The 19163-nt window shown below is 71.0% G+C and carries 12 protein-coding genes and 1 CRISPR repeat array; of the genes, 4 read left to right on the top strand and 8 right to left on the bottom strand.

From position 1 onward, the window contains the following. Window positions 1–4: 4 nt before the first annotated feature. The 3 genes from ADX84_RS05155 to ADX84_RS05145 all read right to left on the bottom strand — a co-directional run bounded on the left by ADX84_RS05155 (window position 5) and on the right by ADX84_RS05145 (window position 3138). Window positions 5–829 (bottom strand): universal stress protein, encoded by an 825-nt coding sequence (locus tag ADX84_RS05155; protein WP_049568313.1) that lies wholly within the window; start codon window positions 827–829, stop codon window positions 5–7. A 67-nt stretch (window positions 830–896) separates the two neighbouring features. Next, window positions 897–2291, bottom strand: a complete 1395-nt coding sequence (locus ADX84_RS05150) for an LCP family protein (RefSeq protein ID WP_049568310.1) — start codon at window positions 2289–2291, stop codon at window positions 897–899. A gap of 145 nt (window positions 2292–2436) precedes the next feature. After that, complete coding sequence (locus ADX84_RS05145) at window positions 2437–3138, bottom strand: PepSY domain-containing protein (protein ID WP_049568308.1); 702 nt, start codon at window positions 3136–3138, stop codon at window positions 2437–2439. A gap of 160 nt (window positions 3139–3298) precedes the next feature. Between ADX84_RS05145 and ADX84_RS05140 the strand changes: the two genes are divergently transcribed. The 3 genes from ADX84_RS05140 to ADX84_RS05130 all read left to right on the top strand — a co-directional run bounded on the left by ADX84_RS05140 (window position 3299) and on the right by ADX84_RS05130 (window position 11114). Next, entirely contained in the window at window positions 3299–3964 is a 666-nt protein-coding gene (locus ADX84_RS05140; RefSeq protein WP_049568305.1) for a response regulator transcription factor, read from the top strand. Beyond that, window positions 3961–5334: a HAMP domain-containing sensor histidine kinase gene (locus ADX84_RS05135; protein ID WP_049568302.1), complete on the top strand. Its 1374-nt coding sequence runs from the start codon at window positions 3961–3963 to the stop codon at window positions 5332–5334. Before ADX84_RS05140 ends, ADX84_RS05135 begins: the two co-directional genes overlap by 4 nt. A gap of 296 nt (window positions 5335–5630) precedes the next feature. Further along, window positions 5631–11114 carry a biotin carboxylase N-terminal domain-containing protein gene (locus ADX84_RS05130; protein WP_049568299.1) on the top strand — a complete coding sequence of 1828 codons (5484 nt, stop codon included), beginning with the start codon at window positions 5631–5633 and terminating at the stop codon, window positions 11112–11114. Between the two features lie 146 nt (window positions 11115–11260). Further along, window positions 11261–12266: direct repeats of the CRISPR family, unit length 29 nt; unit sequence GTGAGCCCCGCGCACGCGGGGATGGACCG. 100 nt (window positions 12267–12366) lie between these two features. Here the strand turns inward: ADX84_RS05130 and ADX84_RS05125 are convergent. From ADX84_RS05125 to ADX84_RS05105, 5 genes are all read right to left on the bottom strand, one after another. After that, window positions 12367–12909: a hypothetical protein gene (locus ADX84_RS05125; protein ID WP_049568296.1), complete on the bottom strand. Its 543-nt coding sequence runs from the start codon at window positions 12907–12909 to the stop codon at window positions 12367–12369. Between the two features lie 603 nt (window positions 12910–13512). Next, the gene (locus ADX84_RS05120) at window positions 13513–14118 is read right to left on the bottom strand and encodes a DNA-binding response regulator (protein WP_049568294.1); all 606 of its coding nucleotides are present in this window, start codon (window positions 14116–14118) and stop codon (window positions 13513–13515) included. Beyond that, on the bottom strand, window positions 14115–15284 hold the full coding sequence (locus ADX84_RS05115) for a sensor histidine kinase (protein WP_049568291.1): 1170 nt from the start codon (window positions 15282–15284) through the stop codon (window positions 14115–14117). Before ADX84_RS05115 ends, ADX84_RS05120 begins: the two co-directional genes overlap by 4 nt. A gap of 16 nt (window positions 15285–15300) precedes the next feature. Further along, on the bottom strand, window positions 15301–16275 hold the full coding sequence (locus ADX84_RS05110; RefSeq protein WP_049568290.1) for a CPBP family intramembrane glutamic endopeptidase: 975 nt from the start codon (window positions 16273–16275) through the stop codon (window positions 15301–15303). A gap of 607 nt (window positions 16276–16882) precedes the next feature. Beyond that, window positions 16883–17536, bottom strand: coding sequence for an IclR family transcriptional regulator (locus ADX84_RS05105; RefSeq protein WP_049568287.1), 654 nt, complete (start codon window positions 17534–17536; stop codon window positions 16883–16885). Window positions 17537–17657: 121 nt separating this feature from the next. Here ADX84_RS05105 and ADX84_RS05100 point away from each other — a divergent pair, with 121 nt between their 5' ends. Then, complete coding sequence (locus ADX84_RS05100) at window positions 17658–19118, top strand: aromatic amino acid lyase (RefSeq protein ID WP_049568284.1); 1461 nt, start codon at window positions 17658–17660, stop codon at window positions 19116–19118. The last annotated feature ends 45 nt before the right edge of the window (window positions 19119–19163 follow it).

Here is a 19163-nt window from a genome sequence, read left to right as displayed (position 1 = left end):
GCCCTCAGCCGGGGATGACCACGACCGGGCATTTGGCCCGCACGGTCAGCCTCTGTCCGACCGACCCCCGCAGGAGCCCGGCGGTCAGCCCGAGGCTCCGGGTCCCGATGACGAGCAGGTCGGCGTCGGAGGAGCGCTCCACCAGGAGATCGACCGGGTTCCCCCGCTGGCTCTCCTCGCGGACCCGCACGTCCCGGTCCGACTTCTTCGCGTCCTCGATGACCGTTGCCACGGCCTCAGAGGAACGGTCGTCCCGGGAGTCTCCGAGCGCCCGGAAGACCAGGAGTTCCGCCCCGCGCACCCGGGCCTCCTCCAGGGCGAAGGACACTACCGCACGCGTGGAGGCACCTCCGTCGATGCCCACGACGACGCGTCCGCGTCCCTGCGAAGCGACCCCCGAGACGACGGCCACGGGACCGTTGGAACGCCCGATCAGCCTCCGGCTCACGGATCCGGCGATGGTTCCGGACAGGAACCCCAGCCGGCGCGTGCCGACCACCAGAGGGCCGCCGTCAGCGGAGGCGACCAGCGCGTCGACGGGGTCACCGGAGACGACGAGCATCTCGATGCGGTCCTCCGGCACGCTCCCCACGGCTCGGGAGAAGGCCGCCTCAGACTTGCGCTGGAGCCGCTGGTTGCTCTGGAACTCCTCCCGGGAGATCTGCCTCCTGGAATCCGCGATCGGGCTCCTGTTGGCGGGGCCGGACCCCACGGTCACGATCCTCAGTGAGGCATCCCAGAGGCGCGCGTAGGCGCTCGCCCACTCGACGGCGTCGAGACTGGCCCGGGAGCCGTCACCACCCACGGTCACGGTCGGTCGAACGTCCACGGTTCTCCTCATCGGAACTCAGTCGCCACGAGGTGGGCGCCGTCCCGCCGACACGGTCGGTTCCGTGTCAGCAGGCGCTTTCCTGCTTCTCGGCGGTGACGCCGCCGAGGTCGTCGGTGATGGACAGGTCGGACTCTGAGGAGGAACTCCCGAAGCCCTCCCAGTCGGACCCCGCGACCAGTTCGAGGGTCTGCTCCAGGCCCCCGACCTCCTCGGTCCGGGCGTTGGTGATCGAACCCGCCAGCAACTCGGCGGCCTCCTCGTCCCCGGGGCCGTGGAAGACCGTGGTCGCCTCGGGCGCGCGCTGTTCGGGGTTGCCAGTGCCGGTGACCACGAAGCCGTCGTCGACCAGCACCGACTGGATCTCCAGGGCCAGCCCCTCGATCCCGGTGTTGTTCACCACCTCGACGGCGACGTCCCCGGGCTCCACCGAGACGTCCTCGGACGTGTCGTCGCTGTCGCTGTCGCCGTCGTCGTCGCCGCCACCCAGGTCCTCGCCGTTGTTGATCGCCTCGAACAGGGCCGGGGCGGCGTCGCTCATGATGATGCGGTTCTCGTCGGCCGGGTGGGCGCCGTTGGGAACCGTGACGAACTGGACCCGGTCCAGGTCGACCTCGCGCATGGAGATCGCGATGTCGGCCATGGTGTCGACCGTCAGCTCCTCGTCGGTGGTGATGGACTCGGTGACGGCTCCGAGGAAGCGGGTGATGGTGACGGGGCTGGTCATCACCTCGCTGCTGAGGACCTCGCGGAGCATGGCGCCCATGAACTCCTGCTGGCGGTCGATCCGCGACAGGTCGCTGCCGTCGCCCTGCGAGTAGCGGGAGCGCACGAAGCCGAGCGAGTCCTCGCCGTCCAGGCTCTGGAGCCCGGCGTCCAGCACCAGGTGCGCCTTGGGGTCGTCGATCGGTTCGGGGATGCACATCTCCACCCCGCCGATGGCGTCGACCATGTCCTTGAAGCCGACGAAGTCCATCATCAGGAAGTGGTCCAGGTGCACGCCGGTGACCTGCTCGACGACCTTCCACTGGCAGCCCACACCGCCGAAGGTCATCACGGAGCTGATCATGCCCTGCTGGGGCTGCATGCCCTCGTACCCCTCCACCGCGTCGCAGCCGGGCAGGTCGACCATGAGGTCGCGGGGCAGGTTGACCAGGGTGGCGGCGCCGTTGTCCACGTTGATGCTCGCGATGAGCATCGTGTCCGGCCGCGCGCCCTCGGCGGCACCGTAGTCGGCGTTCTCGCCGGAGCGCACGTCCGAGCCGATGACGAGGATGTTCAGCACGCCCTCGACGTTCGTGGGCCGGTCCCACTCGTCGGTGTCGACCTGGGCGGTCGTGATGTTGCCGACCAACCCCCGGTACCAGCCGTAACCGAGCAGGCTCGCGATGATGACCAACGCTGTCGCGGCGCAGGCGACCCACTTCCCAGTGGAAAGCCCCAGGGATGGCGAACCCGACAAATCCCCGTCTCCTCTCTCGTTCCGGCCGAACCCGAACAGCGTGCCAGTGCTTTCTGAGTACTTCCTGAGGACAACCTGAAGACGCCCTTCAGGTTGGGTTCGCGGCCGTTCCGGGGGTTGTCGCGTCACCCGCGGGGGAGGGACGTCAGTCGTGCGCGCGCACGTCCTCGACCGCGCCGGAGGGGTCGAGGATCACCTCGTAGTCCTGTCCGTCCGCACCCAGGACCCGGACCGCCCACCCGGGCCCGGCGCCCTCGTCGATCCGCTCGACACCGGTGGTGCTGGCGCCCTCGCCGACGGCCTCCTCAGCGGTGGTGGAGACCTCCTCACGGTCGGCCTCGCGGCCGTCTCCGGTGTCCTCCCACGGGGCGGGGCCGCCGTCGGTGTCCCGGAACTGGAGCCCGTTGATGGTGAAGACGACCACGCCGTCGCGCGCGTCGTCGCCCCCGGCTGCGTAACGGACCCCGAGCGTCACCTCGGTGCCCTCCAGAGCCCGCAGTTCCTCCAGGATCGTGCCCGCGGTGCCGTCACCGTCGAAGTCCTCCACCACCGGATCGGTGAGCAGCCACGCACGAGGACCGAAGTCGACCCCCACCCCGGCGACGTACCAGTCCTCGGGGGCACCACCCGCACGCAGTTCGCCGATCAGCTGCTCGAAGCCGTCGACCGGCCGGGACGTTCCCTCACCGACCGGGTAGCGGAGCGTGGGGGCCCCGGTGAAACCGTCGAGGCGGATCGTCTCCACCGTCAGTTCCGTGTCCTCGAGCACGACGTACGCGCCCGCGCCCAGGACCGACAGGGCGGCCGCCGCGCAGGTGACGAGGATCGTCCTGCGGCGTCGCGTCATCGGTCCCTCCAACTCCGGGTGTCGAGAGGACCCCATTGTCCATCAGGTCGATGATGGGAACCTGAAACCAACCTGAAGACGGCTTTCAGGTTTCCTTCATCATGGGCTCAGCATCGACCGGCATGCTGGGCTGTCCAAGGCAACGGGAGGGTTCGGCGCGGTGGCGATTCTGGTGGTGGAGGACGAGGAGGGCATCGTCTCCTTCCTCCGGCGCGCTCTGGAGAACGCCGGTCACACGGTGGTGACCGCCTCGGACGGCGTCGACGGCCTCGTCATGGCGCTGTCGACCGACGTCGAGCTGGTCGTCCTCGACCTCGGGCTGCCGGGCCTGGCGGGCGAGGAGGTCCTGCGCCGACTCCGGCTGCGCCGACCCTCGGTGCCGGTCATCGTGCTCACCGCCAAGGACGCCGTCAGCGATCGGATCGTCAACCTCGACGCCGGGGCCGACGACTACGTGGTCAAGCCGTTCAGCGTGAACGAACTGCTGGCGCGGATCCGTGCCAGGCTGCGCACCAGCGCGTCGGATCGCACCGACGCCGTGACCGCCCGGGGCGTGACCCTCGACATGGGACGGCACACCGCCTTCGTTGACGGAGCCGTCGTCGCCCTGTCCGCCCGGGAGTTCGCCCTGTTGTCGGTCCTGCTCCACCATCCCAGCCAGGTCTTCTCCCAGTCCCAGCTGCTCGACCTGGTGTGGGGCTACGACTTCGACGGGGCCTCGAACGTCGTCGAGGTCTACGTCAGCCAACTGCGCCGCAAGCTCGGAGCGGATCGCATCCAGACCGTGCGCGGCGTCGGCTACCGCCTGAGCGGTGGCGAGGGGTGAGCCTCACCAGGCGTCTGGTCCTGCGGGCACTGACGGTGATGGTGCTGGTGATCGGCGGGGTCACCGTGCTGACCCACCAGTTGGTCCTCGTCTCCGGCCGCAACGACGTCGACGACCTGCTGCGTCAGGAGTCCGCGCTGCTGAGCGACACGTTGGGGGATCAGCTGCCGGCCGCCGCGGGGCTGGACGGCATGGTGTCGGGCCCCGAGGCCGAGCGCGCCGCGCACCGGGCGCTGGAGATCCGCCCCAGCGGCCCCCGGCACGTGTCGTTGGTGCACGTGGACGGGGTCCGTCTGCAGAGCACGGGCGGCCCGGCCGAGGTCGCGGGGCTCATGCGCGGGGACGACGCGCCCGCCCCGGCGCCGGGGGTCGCGCGCACCGTGGACACCGACGTCGGCCGGGTCCGGGTGCTGGACACCCCCCTCACCGACGCGGCCGACGAGAAGATCGCCGTCATCACCGTCGCCGCGCCGTTGGACACGGTCCAGGACACGGCCACCACGGTCCTGCTGTTCACCGCCGTGGCCGGGGCCATTGGCATCGGCGGGGGAGGGGCCGCGTTGTGGCTGGTGGTGCGGCGCACCCTGGCTCCGGTGCGGAAGGTGTCGGCGGCCGCACAGAGGATCTCGCCGACCGACCTGGCCACCCGCGTCCCGGTTCCGGACACGGAGGACGAGATCGCGGAGCTGGCCACCGAGATCAACCGGATGCTCACCCGGATCGAGCAGGCGGACACGGGACGGCGCCGCTACCTGGCGGCGATCTCCCACGAGATCCGCACCCCCCTGGCCGTCGCGGAGGGGCACCTGGAGCTGCTGGGCGGCCCGGAGGCGGAGATCGTCCACGCCGAGCTGGAGCGCTTGCGGCGCGTGCTGGAGGACCTCATGGCGGTGGCGCGCGGCGGTGACGGGATCGACGCCGACCGGGGCCCCGTGTTCCTGCCCGACCTGTTCGAGGCCGTCCGCGCCAGGGTCCGGTCCCTCTCCCACGCGCGGTCCGTGGTCTTCCACGAGGCCGCCCCGCAGGTCGTGCTCGGGGACCAGGCCCGGCTGGAGCAGTGCCTGATGAACCTGGTCTCCAACGCGATCGACCACAACCCGCCGCACGTCCTCGTCGACGTCGCGACCAGGGTCGAGGGGGACACGGTGGCCCTGACCGTCACGGACGACGGGAACGGGATCGACCCCGACGTCCTCCCCCTCGTGTTCGAGCCCTTCGTGACGACCCGCCCCAACGAGGCGGGAGGGCTCGTCGGCCTGGGACTGTCGATCGTGCGGTCCCTGGTGACGGCCCAAGGCGGAGACGTGGACGTCGAGAGCGGTCCCGAGGGGACCACGGTCCGGATCCTCCTGCCCCTCGCCAGGGCCTGACCAAGGCGCCCGGACGGGAGCGAGTCACCCCTCCTGCGGAGATTCGGTCACCTCCCTCCGCAACCGCCGACAGCACGCCAGAACCGCCTGGTTGTGGCAAACCTCGCGTTCGGCGATCCCCAGCGGGGCCTGGCGGGACACTTTTTGTGGAGATCCCACAAAGCCTCGGCCCCGGCGTGAGCAATTCGGGACATTGGTGTACCTCCAACTGATCCACCAAGCTAGAGGAAGGTGCAGGCGGCGCTCCGAGATCCGGACGTCGCCTTCTGCGTTGAGGTACTTGGGAGGGGCATTCGGTGTTCAGTCGTGTCGCCATCGTCAACCGTGGAGAGGCCGCGATGCGGCTCATCCACGCCGTCCGGGACCTCTCGGCGGAAACCGGGGCACGGATCGAGACGATCGCCCTCTACACCGACGCCGACCGCAACTCGACCTTCGTGCGCGAGGCCGACGTCGCCTACGACCTCGGCCCGGCCTCGGCCCGCCCCTACCTGGATCTCGCCGTCCTCGAACGCGCCCTGCTGGAGACCGGAGCCGACGCCGCCTGGGTCGGCTGGGGCTTCGTCGCCGAGGACCCGGCGTTCGCTGAGCTGTGCGAGAGGATCGGCGTCACCTTCGTCGGTCCCAGCCCCGAGGCCATGCGCAAACTCGGCGACAAGATCGGCTCGAAGCTGATCGCCGAGGAGGTCGGCGTCCCCGTCGCCCCTTGGAGCCGGGGCGAGGTGGCCACCCTGGAGGAGGCCCTGCGCGCCGGTGACGAGATCGGCTACCCGCTGATGCTCAAGGCCACGGCGGGTGGTGGCGGTCGCGGTATCCGCATGGTCGCCTCCGCCGAGGACCTCACCGACGCCTACGAGCGCACCAGCCAGGAGGCGCTGCGCGCCTTCGGCTCCGGTGTGGTCTTCCTGGAGCGCCTGGTCACGGGTGCCCGACACGTCGAGGTGCAGGTCATCTCCGACGGCCAGGGCACCGCGTGGGCGCTGGGCGTGCGCGACTGCTCCGTGCAGCGCCGCAACCAGAAGATCATCGAGGAGTCCGCCTCCCCGGTCCTGGAGCCCGAGCAGGCCGCCGAGCTCAGGGCCTCCGCCGAACGCCTCGCCGTGGCCGTCGGCTACCGGGGCGCCTGCACCGTCGAGTTCCTCTACCACCCGGGTGAGCGGCTCTTCGCGTTCCTGGAGGTCAACACCCGCCTCCAGGTCGAGCACCCCATCACCGAGATCACCACGGGCACGGACCTGGTCCGCATGCAGCTCTTCGTGGCCTCCGGCGGGAAGCTGGAGGGCACACAGCCCGGGGAGATCGGGCACGCGGTGGAGGCCCGCCTCAACGCCGAGGACCCCGACCGCGACTTCGCGCCCTCCCCGGGCCGCATCACCCGCCTGGACATGCCCTCCGGCCCCGGCATCCGCGTTGACACCGGTGTGCGCGAGGGTGACAGCATCCCCGCGGACTTCGACTCGATGATCGCGAAGATCATCGCCTACGGCCGCGACCGCGAGCAGGCGCTGGGCCGCCTCCGCCGCGCCATGTCCGAGACGACCGTCATCATCGAGGGCGGCGCGACCAACAAGAGCTTCGTCCTCGACCTGCTCGACCAGCCCGAGGTGATCGACGGCAGCGCCGACACCGGCTGGATCGACCGCGTGCGCTCCGAGGGCCGCCTGGTCACCCACCGGCACTCCGCCGTCGCCCTGGCCGCGGCGGCCATCGAGGCCTACCGCGACGAGGAGGAGGCCAGCCGCCAGCAGCTGCTGTCCACCGCCCACGGCGGCCGTCCGCAGGTGCAGCACGACACCGGCCGTCCCCTGGACCTCAAGCTCCGCGGCGTCGGCTACCGGGTGAGCGTGGCGCGGATCGGGCACAAGCGCTTCCGTGTCAGCGTGTCCGGTGGCGGCGACGTCCACCCCGCCGACGTCCAGGTGGAGCGGTTCGACGCCCACAGTGGGCACATCACCGTCAACGGCCGCCGGTACCGGCTCGTGTCAGCCACGCACGGCCCGGTCCACCTGGTCGAGATCGACGGCGTCACCCACCGGGTCAGCCGCGACGAGGGCGGCGTCGTCCGCTCGCCCGCCCCCGCCCTGGTGGTCGCCACGCCGCTGTCCGTGGGGGACGAGGTCGAGTCGGGCGCCCCGATCCTGGTCCTCGAGAGCATGAAGATGGAGACGGTGCTGCGCGCGCCGTTCCGCGCCCGGGTGCGCGAGTGCCCCGTCGCGGTGGGCGGCCAGGTCGAGACCGGCGCCCCGCTCATGCGCCTGGAGCCCCTGGGCGACGACGACGCCGAGGACACCGACGACCAGGCCGGGACCGTCGAGATCGACCTGCCCGCGCCGGTTCTGGCCGCCTCCGCAGGACAGCGCGCCGACCAGGGACTCAGCGACCTGCACGGTCTCCTGCTGGGCTTCGACTTCTCCCCGGAGGAGCGCTCGCGTGTGCTGGCCGACTACCTCACCGCTCGTGAGGAACTCGGCGCGGAGCCGATCGAGGGCGAACTCGACCTGCTCACCGTGTTCGCGGACCTGTCCGAACTGAGCCGCAACAAGCCGGGCGGCGCCGTCGACGCGGAGCAGGACCACCGGGTGCACAGCCCCCGCGAGTACTTCCACAGCTACCTCCAGAGCCTCGACGTCGAGCGCGCCGGGGTGATCGAGGGCTACCAGAACAGGCTCACCCGGGTCCTCGCCCACTACGGCGTCACCGACCTCGACCGCACCCCGGAGCTGGAGGACGCGGTCTTCCGGATCTTCCTCGCCCAGCAGCGCATGGGCGGCTACGTCACGATCGTGACGGAGCTTCTGCGCCGCTGGCTGGCCGACGCTCCGCCCCAGGAGCCGCTCGGCGAGCGCGCCGGGCTCGCCCTGGAACACCTGATCGAGGCCACCCAGGTCCGCTTCCCGGCCGTGTCCGACCTGGCCCGGGGCGTGGTGTTCCGCTGGTTCACCCAGCCGCTGCTGCGCCGCAACCGCGCCCGGGTCTACGCGTCCGTCCGTGACGAGCTGCGTCACCTGGACCGCGAACCGGACTCCCCGGACCGCGCCGACCGGATCCAGACCATGGTCGCCAGCTCCGAACCGCTGGTGCGACTGATCGGTCAGCGGATCGGGCGCCCCGGCAAGGACCACGCTCCGCTGCTCGAGGTCCTGACCCGCCGTTACTACGGCAACCGCGGCCTGTCCGAGGTCTCGGCGAGCCAGAGCGGTGGCTGCCAGCTGGTCACCACCGAGCACACCAACGCCCAGGGGGTGACCCGTGTGGTCGCCACCGCCGTGGACCTCGCCGACCTGCCCGACGCCCTCGGGGCCGTCGCCGAGCTGGCCGCCGACGCCCCGGAGCACGGACTGGTCGCCGACCTGTACGTGACCTGGGAGGACCAGCCGGACGCCGACGCTATGGCGGTGCGGCTCGCCCGGATCCTGGCCGACCACACGCTGCCCAAGGGCGTGCGCCGCGTCACCGCCACCGTCGCCGGGACCAGCGGCGCGGTCATGCACCACCACTTCACCTTCCGTCCCGAGGGCGGTGAACTGGTCGAGGACCGGCTGATCCGGGGTCTGCACCCGCAGATCGCGCAGCGGCTCCAGCTCCAGCGGCTGCGGGAGTTCGACCTCACCCGCCTGCCGTCCGCCGACGAGGAGGTCTACCTCGTCAAGGCGGTGGCGCGCAGCAACCCGTCCGACGAGCGGCTGATCGCGCTGGGCCAGGTCCGTGACCTCACCCCGCTGCGCGACGCCGAGGGCCGACTGGTCGCCCTGCCCGCCGTGGAGGGCACGCTCGCCGCCTGCCTGGACGCCATCCGCAACATCCAGGCGCAGCGCCCGCACAACAAGCGCTTCGACACCAACCGCATCCTCATGTACGTGTGGCCGCCCACCGAGCTGAGCATCGACGAGCTCAACGCCCTTGTGGAGCGCATCCTGCCGACCACCGATGGCGCCGGGCTGGAGGAGGTCCAGTTCGTGGCCCGCCAGCGCACCGACGAGGGCGAGCTCACCGAGATGGCCGTGCGGGTGGCCCTCGAACCGGGCAGCGACGCCCGCGTGCACGTGGGGGAACCGTCCACCGAACCGGTGCTGCCGCTGGACGACTACCGCCAGAAGGTCCTGCGAGCCGCCCGACGCGGAACCGTCTACCCCTACGAGCTGACCGACATGCTCACCGGGACCGAAGGGACCTTCGTCGAGCACGACCTCGACGAGAACGGCGTGCTCGTGCCGGTCGACCGGCCCCGGGGACGCAACACGGCGGCGATCGTGGCCGGCGTGGTCACCACTCCCACCGAGCGCCACCCCGAGGGCGTCACCCGCGTGGTGCTGCTCGGCGACCCGACCAAGGCACTGGGCGCACTGTCCGAGCCGGAGTGCTCGCGGGTCATCGCCGCGATCAACCTGGCCGAGAACATGGGACTGCCCCTGGAGTGGTTCGCGCTCTCCGCCGGTGCGCGCATCTCGATGACCTCCGGTACCGAGAACATGGACTGGGTCGCGGCCGCGCTCAAGCGGATCGTGGAGTTCACCCAGGACGGCGGCGAGATCAACATCGTGGTCGCCGGGATCACGGTGGGCGCCCAGCCGTACTGGAACGCCGAGGCGACCATGCTCATGCACACCAAGGGCATCCTGGTGATGACGCCGGACTCCGCGATGGTGCTCACCGGCAAGCAGTCGCTGGACTTCTCCGGTGGTGTGTCGGCCGAGGACAACTTCGGTATCGGCGGCTACGACCGGGTGATGGGCCCCAACGGCCAGGCGCAGTACTGGGCGCCGAACCTGCCCGCCGCCCGCGACGTGCTGATGGCGCACTACGACCACACCTACGTGCTGCCGGGCGAGGACGGGCCGCGCCGGGCCCTCACGAGCGACCCCGACCACCGGGACGTCTCCGACTTCCCGCACTCCGTTGAGGGCAGCGACTTCACGACGGTGGGGGAGATCTTCTCCGCCGAGCACAACCCGGACCGCAAGAAGCCGTTCGACATCCGCACGGTGATGCGGGCCCTGGCCGACCAGGACCACCCGGTGCTGGAGCGCTGGGCCGGGATGGCCGACGCCGACACCTCGGCGGTGCAGGACGCGCACATCGGCGGTTGGCCGGTCTGCCTGGTGGGCATCGAGTCCCGCTCGGTGGCGCGGCGCGGGTTCCCGCCCACCGACGGGCCCGACACCTACACGGCGGGCACGCTCTTCCCGCGTTCGTCCAAGAAGACCGCGCGGGCGATCAACGCGGCCTCGGGCAACCGCCCGCTGGTGGTGCTGGCCAACCTGTCCGGCTTCGACGGTTCGCCGGAGTCGATGCGCAAGCTCCAGCTGGAGTACGGCGCGGAGATCGGCCGGGCGATCGTCAACTTCGACGGCCCGATCGTGTTCTGCGTGATCTCCCGCTACCACGGGGGAGCGTTCGTGGTGTTCTCCAAGGCGCTGAACCCGAACATGACGGTGCTGGCCCTGGAGGGGTCGTTCGCGTCGGTGCTGGGCGGCGCTCCGGCCGCTGCGGTGGTGTTCGCCGGTGAGGTGAACAAGCGCACCGCGACGGACCCGCGAGTGACCGAGCTGCAGACCCGGGTGTCGGAGGCCGGTGCCGCCGAACGCGCCGAGCTCAACGCGGAGCTCTCCGAGGTGCAGGCCTCGGTCCGAGCCGAGAAGCTGAGCGAGGTCGCCACGGAGTTCGACGGCGTGCACAGCATCCAGCGCGCGGTCGAGGTGGGCTCGGTCGACGCCATCATCCGCGCCGCCGAGCTGCGCCCGAGCATCATCGACGCCATCGCCAAGGGCATGAAGCGCTAGACGGCACGGAAAACGGCCAGCCCCGTTCTGGGGGCTGGCCGTTTTCCGTGTGTCCGTGTGGAATGATGTCCGCCAAGCGTCCGCAGAAACGAGTCAGGCGATTATCAAGCGGAGATAACGGCCCGCATCGCCGCAGGTCATCAAGCGTGAGCCCCGCGCACGCGGGGATGGACCGGCGCTCAAGCTGCGAACGCTCGCCGCGTCCACGTGAGCCCCGCGCACGCGGGGATGGACCGCGTCCGAGGGTGAGTTGCCGCCGGTTCTCGCTGTGAGCCCCGCGCACGCGGGGATGGACCGGAGTGCGTCTGCCGCGGCGACAGAACACGTTCGTGAGCCCCGCGCACGCGGGGATGGACCGGACGTGATCCGATGACCCGCCTCACCCCGGGCGTGAGCCCCGCGCACGCGGGGATGGACCGGCGGTTCAGTCTCAGATTGAGGCCGCGCCGGAGTGAGCCCCGCGCACGCGGGGATGGACCGTCCGAGAGTCAGAGAATGACCCTGGGGAATCCGTGAGCCCCGCGCACGCGGGGATGGACCGAGGACCCGACCGTGCTGGCCGGTTTCCTCCTGGTGAGCCCCGCGCACGCGGGGATGGACCGATGGTCGAACTCGTCCACTACCGGGGCATCGCGTGAGCCCCGCGCACGCGGGGATGGACCTGCGGTCTTGACCGCCTCTGCGACTTCGTCCGTGTGAGCCCCGCGCACGCGGGGATGGACCGCGCCCACTGGGGGGTGCGGGCGAAGAGCCACCGTGAGCCCCGCGCACGCGGGGATGGACCGGAGGGCCGGTTGCAAATGGCCCGTCTGATGGCGTGAGCCCCGCGCACGCGGGGATGGACCGGCGCCATGCGTAGGCCTGAGCGGTGTTACTCAGTGAGCCCCGCGCACGCGGGGATGGACCGGGCCGGTGGGAATACGTCTCCCCCCTCCCCCAGTGAGCCCCGCGCACGCGGGGATGGACCGGGTCAGCAGGTGGGGGCGCTGGTCCCCCTGTCGTGAGCCCCGCGCACGCGGGGATGGACCGGCCGCCCCTCACGGCCGCAGGGTGCACCTGCGTGAGCCCCGCGCACGCGGGGATGGACCGGTCCCCCGCATGTGCACCTGCCCGTCGGGGGTGTGAGCCCCGCGCACGCGCGGGGATGGCCCGTGCTCGGTGTAGAAGAGTTCGGGGGCGTGTCATCGCCTCGGAAACGCGGGTCCATCAGGCGGGTGCCCCCACCACCCGAACCGGTGGCGGGGGCTGGTGCCTACTTCGTGTCCTCACCGGCGGGGAGCGGCAGCGGGAGCGCCGGTGGACCGATCGGCAATTCCCCCTCCAACGCCCTCCAGGCCGCCGCCCACCGCTGGAAGTCGGCGGACGTTCCCTCAAGAGCGACGACGAAGGCGTTGAGCAGGGCGAACGTGGGGAGCCTGTCGGATCGGAGGGCCTCGCAGAAGCGGGACGAGGACCTCACACCCACCCGGTCCGCCATCACCCTGAAGGACGGCGATCCGGCCCAGCGCCGGTACTTGTTCATCAGTTCGATGAACTCGGGGACGCTCTTGGCCTGCACCGGGTCCGGCTTCATCCCGGCACCGGGCAGATCCTCGGGAACCTCGGGTACGAATCGCGCCTGCACGAAACTCCGCTCAGTCGGGGACCAGATGTGGGTCCGGCGTTCGGGACCGACCGGTCCCTGGACCAGGAGGACGGGGACTTCGCCCCAGAGGTTGCCGTCCTCGTCCATACGGATGTTCTGGGGGTCGACGTCGGTCTGGATGACGTACCTGGGTCCGCGTGCCTGGTCCATCAGTTCGCCTCCCGGGAACGTCGGTTTCCCGGAGAATCCGGGTGTCGATGTGCGGTCAAAATGGGAGAACCCTTCATGGCTGGTTTTCATGTTCGGGGTTTTCGTGGTCGGCTGGATGATCGCCTGGCCCATTTGTGTGCAGATCGGGGCGAGGGATTGGAGACGCCGCAGACCGGCTGGGAGGTGACCGAAGGCCGATGAGGGGAAATTACCTCACCAAGAGGCCACGTGCCCACCAGGCGACTGGAGGTATGTCCGTCCCTGGTCGCTTAGGTGTCGTAATTGACTGTGTCGCCAGTAGGCACGGATTTGTCACCGGTGCAGTCCTATGGTGTTCGGAAGTGTTCGATAATGTTCGTTTGGCAGCGAATGTCGTTCGACGGCTTTAGAATTTGGACTGATGGGTATGAGTGTGTTCGGTCGCAGGCCTTTGTCTGAGCCATTTTCGGCCCTGCGGATACCCGCATTGCGGCATAATGCCAAATGGGAGGGGCGGCTGGATGACGGTCGGTTGGGACTGGAGACCTCAGTCGACCGGCGACGGGCCCTCCACGCACAAGGGCCGCACCCCTCGGGGTGCGGCCCTTGCTCACGGCGAACCGGTCAGATCCAACCGTGCTCCGAGGCGATCCGCGCGGCCTCATGACGGTTCGAGGCGTCGAGCTTGGAGATCACCGAGGCGAGGTGGTTGCGCACGGTCCCCCTGCTGAGGCAGACACGTCGGGCGATCTCCTCGACCGGCGCGCCGTCGCGCGCCAGGGCGAGGACGTCGGACTCACGCGGACTGAGCGGGGAGTCCCCCGCGCTGATCGCCTCGGCGGCCAGGTCCGGGTCGACGTGCCGACCACCGTTCGCGACCTTGCGCACGACCTCGGCGAAGCTCCGGGAGGACACGGTCTTGGGCAGGAAGCCGCGTGCACCCGCGGCGAGTGCCGACTTCAGGTAACCGGGGCGTCCGTGCGAGGTGACGATCACACAGCGACATCCCGGCAGCTCGGTCGCGAGCCGACGGGTCACCTCGATGCCGTCGGGCCCGGGCAGTTGCAGGTCGAGCAGCGCCACGTCGGGGCTGACACGAAGCGTCGTGGCCAGGGCCTCGTCGCCCGACGCCGCCTGGCCGACCACCTCGAAGTCGTCCTCCAGGGCGAGCAGTCCGGCTATGGCGTCCCGGATGAGGTGCTCGTCATCGGCGACAAGCAGACGGATCACGCCTGGCCCCCTCTGCGGAGCGGGATCGCGGCGTGGAGCCGGAACCAGTCGCCGTCATGGCCGGTGTGCACCCGTCCGCCGATCGCGCGCACGCGCTCGGACATCGCGTCCAACCCGGTCCCCTCGGCGAGCCGCGCGGGATCGGCGGTACCGGCTCCGTCGTTGGCCACGCTCAGGTGCATCTCGTTGTCCTCCTCCTTGGTGGTGAGCGTGACCCGCGTCGCCGTCGAATGGCGCAGCAGGTTCGTCACGCCCTCTCGTACGACCCATGCCAGCGCCTCGGCGTGCGCTGCGGGTACGGGATCCCCGGTCACCGTGCAGCGGATGCCAGCGGACTCCAGGAGGGATCTCGCTCCCGACAGTTCGTCCTCCCAGGTCGTGCGGTGTTCGCCCCGCACAACCCGACGGACCTCGCTGCCCGCGTCCTGCGCGAGGCGCCGCACCTCGGTGATCTCCGCTGCGGCGCGTTGGGAATGGCCACGATGAACGAGCTCCGAGGCGAGGGAGCTCTTGACCGCCATGGTTGCCAGGGTCCGGCCGAAGACGTCGTGGAGGTCGCGGGAGATGCGCAGGCGTTCGTTGGCGAGGGCGAGCGCCGCGCGGTCCTCGTGTGCGGCCTGGAGGTCCAGAAGCACCCGAAGCATCCACGCGCTCGACCAGCAGAGCCACAGGACGACGCTGACCATGACCAGCCCGACCACCAGGAGAACGGGATCGCCGAAACCCACCAGCGCGACAGTGAGGGCGAGCGCCGCAGCGTTGAGCAGCAGCATCCGGTCCCCGCTGAGGGAGAGCCCGATGCTGGCGCCGCTCGCGCCGATCGCCGCCGCGACGGTCAGACCCAGAGCGGGGAACGGAAGCGTGAGGGTCACCGCGACGAAGGCGGCGAGGACCAGTACCCACGCTGACACCCAGATCAGCGGCAACCGCCCCGCGCGGCCGACCACGGAGTCGACGCTCCAGTTGGCGACGAGGACGTTTCCGGTGACCAGGGCCAGGGTCAGCGCCCCCAGCGCGACCAGTGACACTGTGGGCGCCGCGATCGGGCCCCCGGCCTCGACCACGCTCCTGAAGAGGGTCCCGGAGGGGATCGTGGTGGCGAAGTAGGTGGACCAGCGCAGGTACGCCTCGAACCTGCGCGGGCCGACCGAGGGGGAGGCGTTCATGGCCCTCATTCTCCCCTCACCGCTGTTCGGGGTGCGGGCTCGCGGGGGTCAGGGCCGGTCCGGTCCTGTGCGATCGCCACCACACCACGGCGGCGATCACGGCGACGGTGAGGGTGGGAACCAGCAGGACCGGAGACCCCGCACCCGCGGACCGGTCCGTCACGGCGGAGCCGATGTCCGTGTGCAGGGCCGCGGCGATGACGAAGGTGACCGTGTTGAGCAGGGCGTGGATGACGACCGCGATCTCGATGCCGCCGGTGCGCCAGGTGATGACGGCCAGGCTGGCCGCGAGCGTGAAGTACCAGAGGTTGATCCAGGGGTTGTCCGCACCGTGGAGGACCGTGAACAGTGCGCTGGAGACGAGGACGCCGAGGAAGAGCGAGACGCGCGGTCCGCGTCCCCAACTCCCCGCGATCCGGAACACGAGGCCGCGCAGCCCGTACTCCTCACCCGCTGATTGCAGGGGAGTCAGCAGGAGGGTGATCACGATCAGGACCACCAGAGAGGCGGCCGACCAGTGCGTCCGTTCCCCGGCGGGGGACAGGTTCAGGACGAGTAGCGAGAGCAGCCAGACCGGGCCGATGAACACGAGCGCCCGGCCGAGGACGTCGAACCTGAACCGGGAGGCCACCGAGTGCAGCGAGGCTCCCCTGACTCCGTAGAGCCAGCGCTGGAGCACCATGCTCCACGGGATCAGGAGGGTGAGGGAGAACATGGTCGCGCCGTGGTAGAGCGGTGTGTAGTCGGTTCCGCCCATGGCCGGGTTGACCCTGCCCATCCTCAGGTCGGCGAAGCCCGCTGCCTGGGCGGCGGCGAAGCTGAGGACGAACATGCCGAGGATCAGGAGCGCGATAGCGAGGAGGCCGCGTCCGACGCGGCGTTTCCCTCCGGCGAGGACCCGGTGGTACTCGACCCCGGGCGGGACGTGTCCTCGTGCGCGGACGTGCTGTTCTCCGGCTACGGGCTGCGGAAGCGTGTCGTTGAAGCTCATGTCCCGAACCTAGGCAGACGAAGCCCTGTCACACAGTGTCACCAGTCAGGGGCTGGTTCGGTGTTCCGCATGGAGTGGCCATGACAGATGTCATGGGCGGGGTCGGCTGTCCTGGCCCTCGACGGGCTTTCCCCGGGCCCGGCGGAGCCCGTCGGGGCGGCCGATCCGGGTTCCGTGCCGGACGGGTGGGACAGCCTCACGTACGAACGGGAGGTTCCGGTCTCGGCCGCGCGCCTGTGGGCCCTGGTCTCCGACCCCGGGCGTCGGGCGGAGTGGGAGCCCGGCCCCGTGGGTGATCGGGGACGGAACGGTCGACCTCGTGTCGCCGGACCAGCCCGTGAGGAGGGAGACGGTCACGCACCGGGTCGAGGGCCGGGAGATCGTCTGGACGCGGGACGACGAGGGGACCGGTCAGGCGCTCCTGGTCGTCGTCGAGTCGATCGGTGAGCGCGCCCGGCTGCGGGTGCGCAGGAGCTGGCCGAGCGCGCTGCGCCACCGACGGATCGCCAACCGCCTGCTCCACTGGATCGTCCGCAAGCAGCTGCGAATCCACGTCCGGACCATCACCCAGGCCGCCGCCCAGGACCGTCCGCGCCCCGAAGCGCGTCTAGGGCTCTCCGCTGAGAAGGGCGGTCACGCGCTCGGCCTCGGCCGCCAGGAGGGCGCCCAGCTCGGCGACGCGGGGCTGGTCCAGACGATAGACGGGCCCCACGACGCTGAGGGCCGCGACGATTCCCGTCGCGGCCCTCACCGGGGCGGCCACGGCCATGACCTCGGGTTCCACGATGGAGACCGTGGCGATGAACCCCTCGGGAGGGGTGGCGTCGCGCAGGGCCTGACCCACGGCGGACCCGTCCTGCGGGAAGCGGTGCCCCACCCAGCTGACGTGGCGGATCGTGTGACTGCCCTCGGCCTGGGCGATGTACAGGACTCCCTGGTCCGGCGTGCCCACGCACAGGTAGCTGGACTCGCCGGTCGCGCGGGCCAGCTCACCCAGGGACGGCTGCGCGAAGGCGGCGAGTGAGTCGTGGCTCAGGGCCCGGGCCCCGATGCCGACCAACCGGTGACCCGGGCGGAAGGCACCGTCCTCCCCCCGTAGGGCGAACCCCGTGGACTCCAGGGTGCGCAGCAGACGCAGGGCGGTGCTGGGCGCCAGGTCGGTCCGGCGCGCGCACTCGGTGAGCGACACCTCGCCCTGTTCGGCGACCACCGCCAGGAGTTCCAGCGCCCTCTCGACGGTGCGGGTCGACTGCTCGGCCACGTTGTTCCTCCGGTGAGAAATCCGCCCGGGACACGGGCGAACGACGAGTTGTTTCCATACAATGCAAGCATGCTGCCACCTGATGGCAGGCTATCGCCACGGGATGTTGAGGGAGGCGGGCATGCTGAACCTGGACGGATCTCCTCTGGACTGTGGCCGGATCGCGCGGGCGGCACGGTTCGAGGAGCCCGTCGCGTTGACGTCCGAGGCCTGGGCTCGGGTGGCCGCCGCGCACCGTGGAGCCGAGAGGGCCACCGAGCGGGGGCCGGTCTACGGGCGCAACACGGGGGTGGGCGCGAACCGGGACGTCGCCGCTGGAGCCGAGGGGCACGGCCTGCGCCTGTTGCGGAGCCACGCGGCGGCGGGCGGGGCACCGTTGCCCGGGGAGGCGGTGCGCGCGATGCTTCTCGTGCGGATCAACCAGATCGCGGTGGGCGGCTCGGGGATCTCCCCGCAGACCACCCGGGCGCTTCTCAGCATGCTCAACACCGGGGCCCTTCCCAACGTCCAGGAACACGGCACCGTGGGCACCGGTGACCTGGCGGCACTCGCCGGGGCGGGGCTGACGTTGTTGGGCGAACGACCGGCGGACGCCCCCTGGGCCCCGATGGGAGGCTTTCCCGAGACGGACGCGTTGGCGCTGATCAGCAGCAACGCGCTGACCCTGGGCAGGGCCGCGCTCGCGGTCGCCGACCTTGACCCGCTGCTGCGCGTCGCCACCGTGACCACGGCCCTGTCCGCGCTGGCCTGCCGGGCCAACCCTGAGGCCTTCTCCGCTGAGGCCGCCCGCGCCGCCGTCGTGCCGGGCGCGGCCACAGTCGCCCGGGGGCTGCGTGACCTCATGGGTTCCGTTCGGCCCGCACGGGTCCAGGACGCGTTCGGGTTCCGAGCGGCGCCCCAGGTCCAGGGGGTCGTCGTCGACGCCCTGGCCGAACTCGCGGGGCTGGTCGGCGCACTCACCGCCACCGCGCAGGAGAACCCGTTGGTGGTGGCGGACCGGGTCGTGCACCACGGCGGGTTCCACATGGCCGGGTTGACGCTGCGCCTGGACGCCCTGAGACTGGGCCTGGCCCAGGCGGCCCCGGCGCTGTTGGGGCGGTTGCGCGCCCTGTCCGACCCCGCGGTCACCGGGCTGCCCGCCTTCCTCGCCACGGGCCCGGCGGGTTCCTCGGGCACCATGATCATCGAGTACACGGCGGCCTCCTCCTACGGTGTCCTCCGAGCCTCGGCGGCCCCGGCGTCCCTGGAGACCGTGGTCCTGTCCCGAGGAGCGGAGGAGGACGCCAGTTTCGCGCCGTTGGCGGTGCGGCAGACGGAGACCGCCACCGCCGCTCTGCGCACCCTCCTGGCCTGTGAGCTCCTCACCGCCCTGCGTGCCCTGTCGTTGCGGGGGAGCGACGCGTCCGTGTTCCACCAGGCCAGGCACGCCCTGCGCGCACAGGGCGGTGCGGACGAAGACACCGACGACCGCGACCTCCAGGAGGACCTGGACGCCGCCGAACGCGCGCTCCCGCAGCTCGGGGGTCCGTTGGCAACGCAGTGGGACGCCGCGCCGGAGCGGGCGCGGGCAAGCGGGTTCTGACCGGCGACGGGCCGGGCCGGGCGTTGGGTGGGTGCGGCCCACCCA

The organism is Nocardiopsis sp. SBT366, from assembly GCF_001083815.1.
GTDB classification, from domain to species: Bacteria; Actinomycetota; Actinomycetes; order Streptosporangiales; family Streptosporangiaceae; genus Nocardiopsis; species Nocardiopsis prasina.
The sequence above is the reverse complement of the archived record's forward strand: the minus strand, read 5'-3'. Positions and strand labels throughout refer to the sequence as shown.

Excerpts from the sequence above, each read along its gene's own strand:
- ADX84_RS05145 (WP_049568308.1), bottom strand. The coding sequence starts at position 3,138 with ATGACGCGACGCCGCAGGACGATCCTCGTCACCTGCGCGGCGGCCGCC.
- ADX84_RS05125 (WP_049568296.1), bottom strand. The coding sequence starts at position 12,909 with ATGGACCAGGCACGCGGACCCAGGTACGTCATCCAGACCGACGTCGAC.
- ADX84_RS05115 (WP_049568291.1), bottom strand. The coding sequence starts at position 15,284 with ATGAACGCCTCCCCCTCGGTCGGCCCGCGCAGGTTCGAGGCGTACCTG.
- ADX84_RS05110 (WP_049568290.1), bottom strand. The coding sequence starts at position 16,275 with ATGAGCTTCAACGACACGCTTCCGCAGCCCGTAGCCGGAGAACAGCAC.
- ADX84_RS05100 (WP_049568284.1), top strand. The coding sequence starts at position 17,658 with ATGCTGAACCTGGACGGATCTCCTCTGGACTGTGGCCGGATCGCGCGG.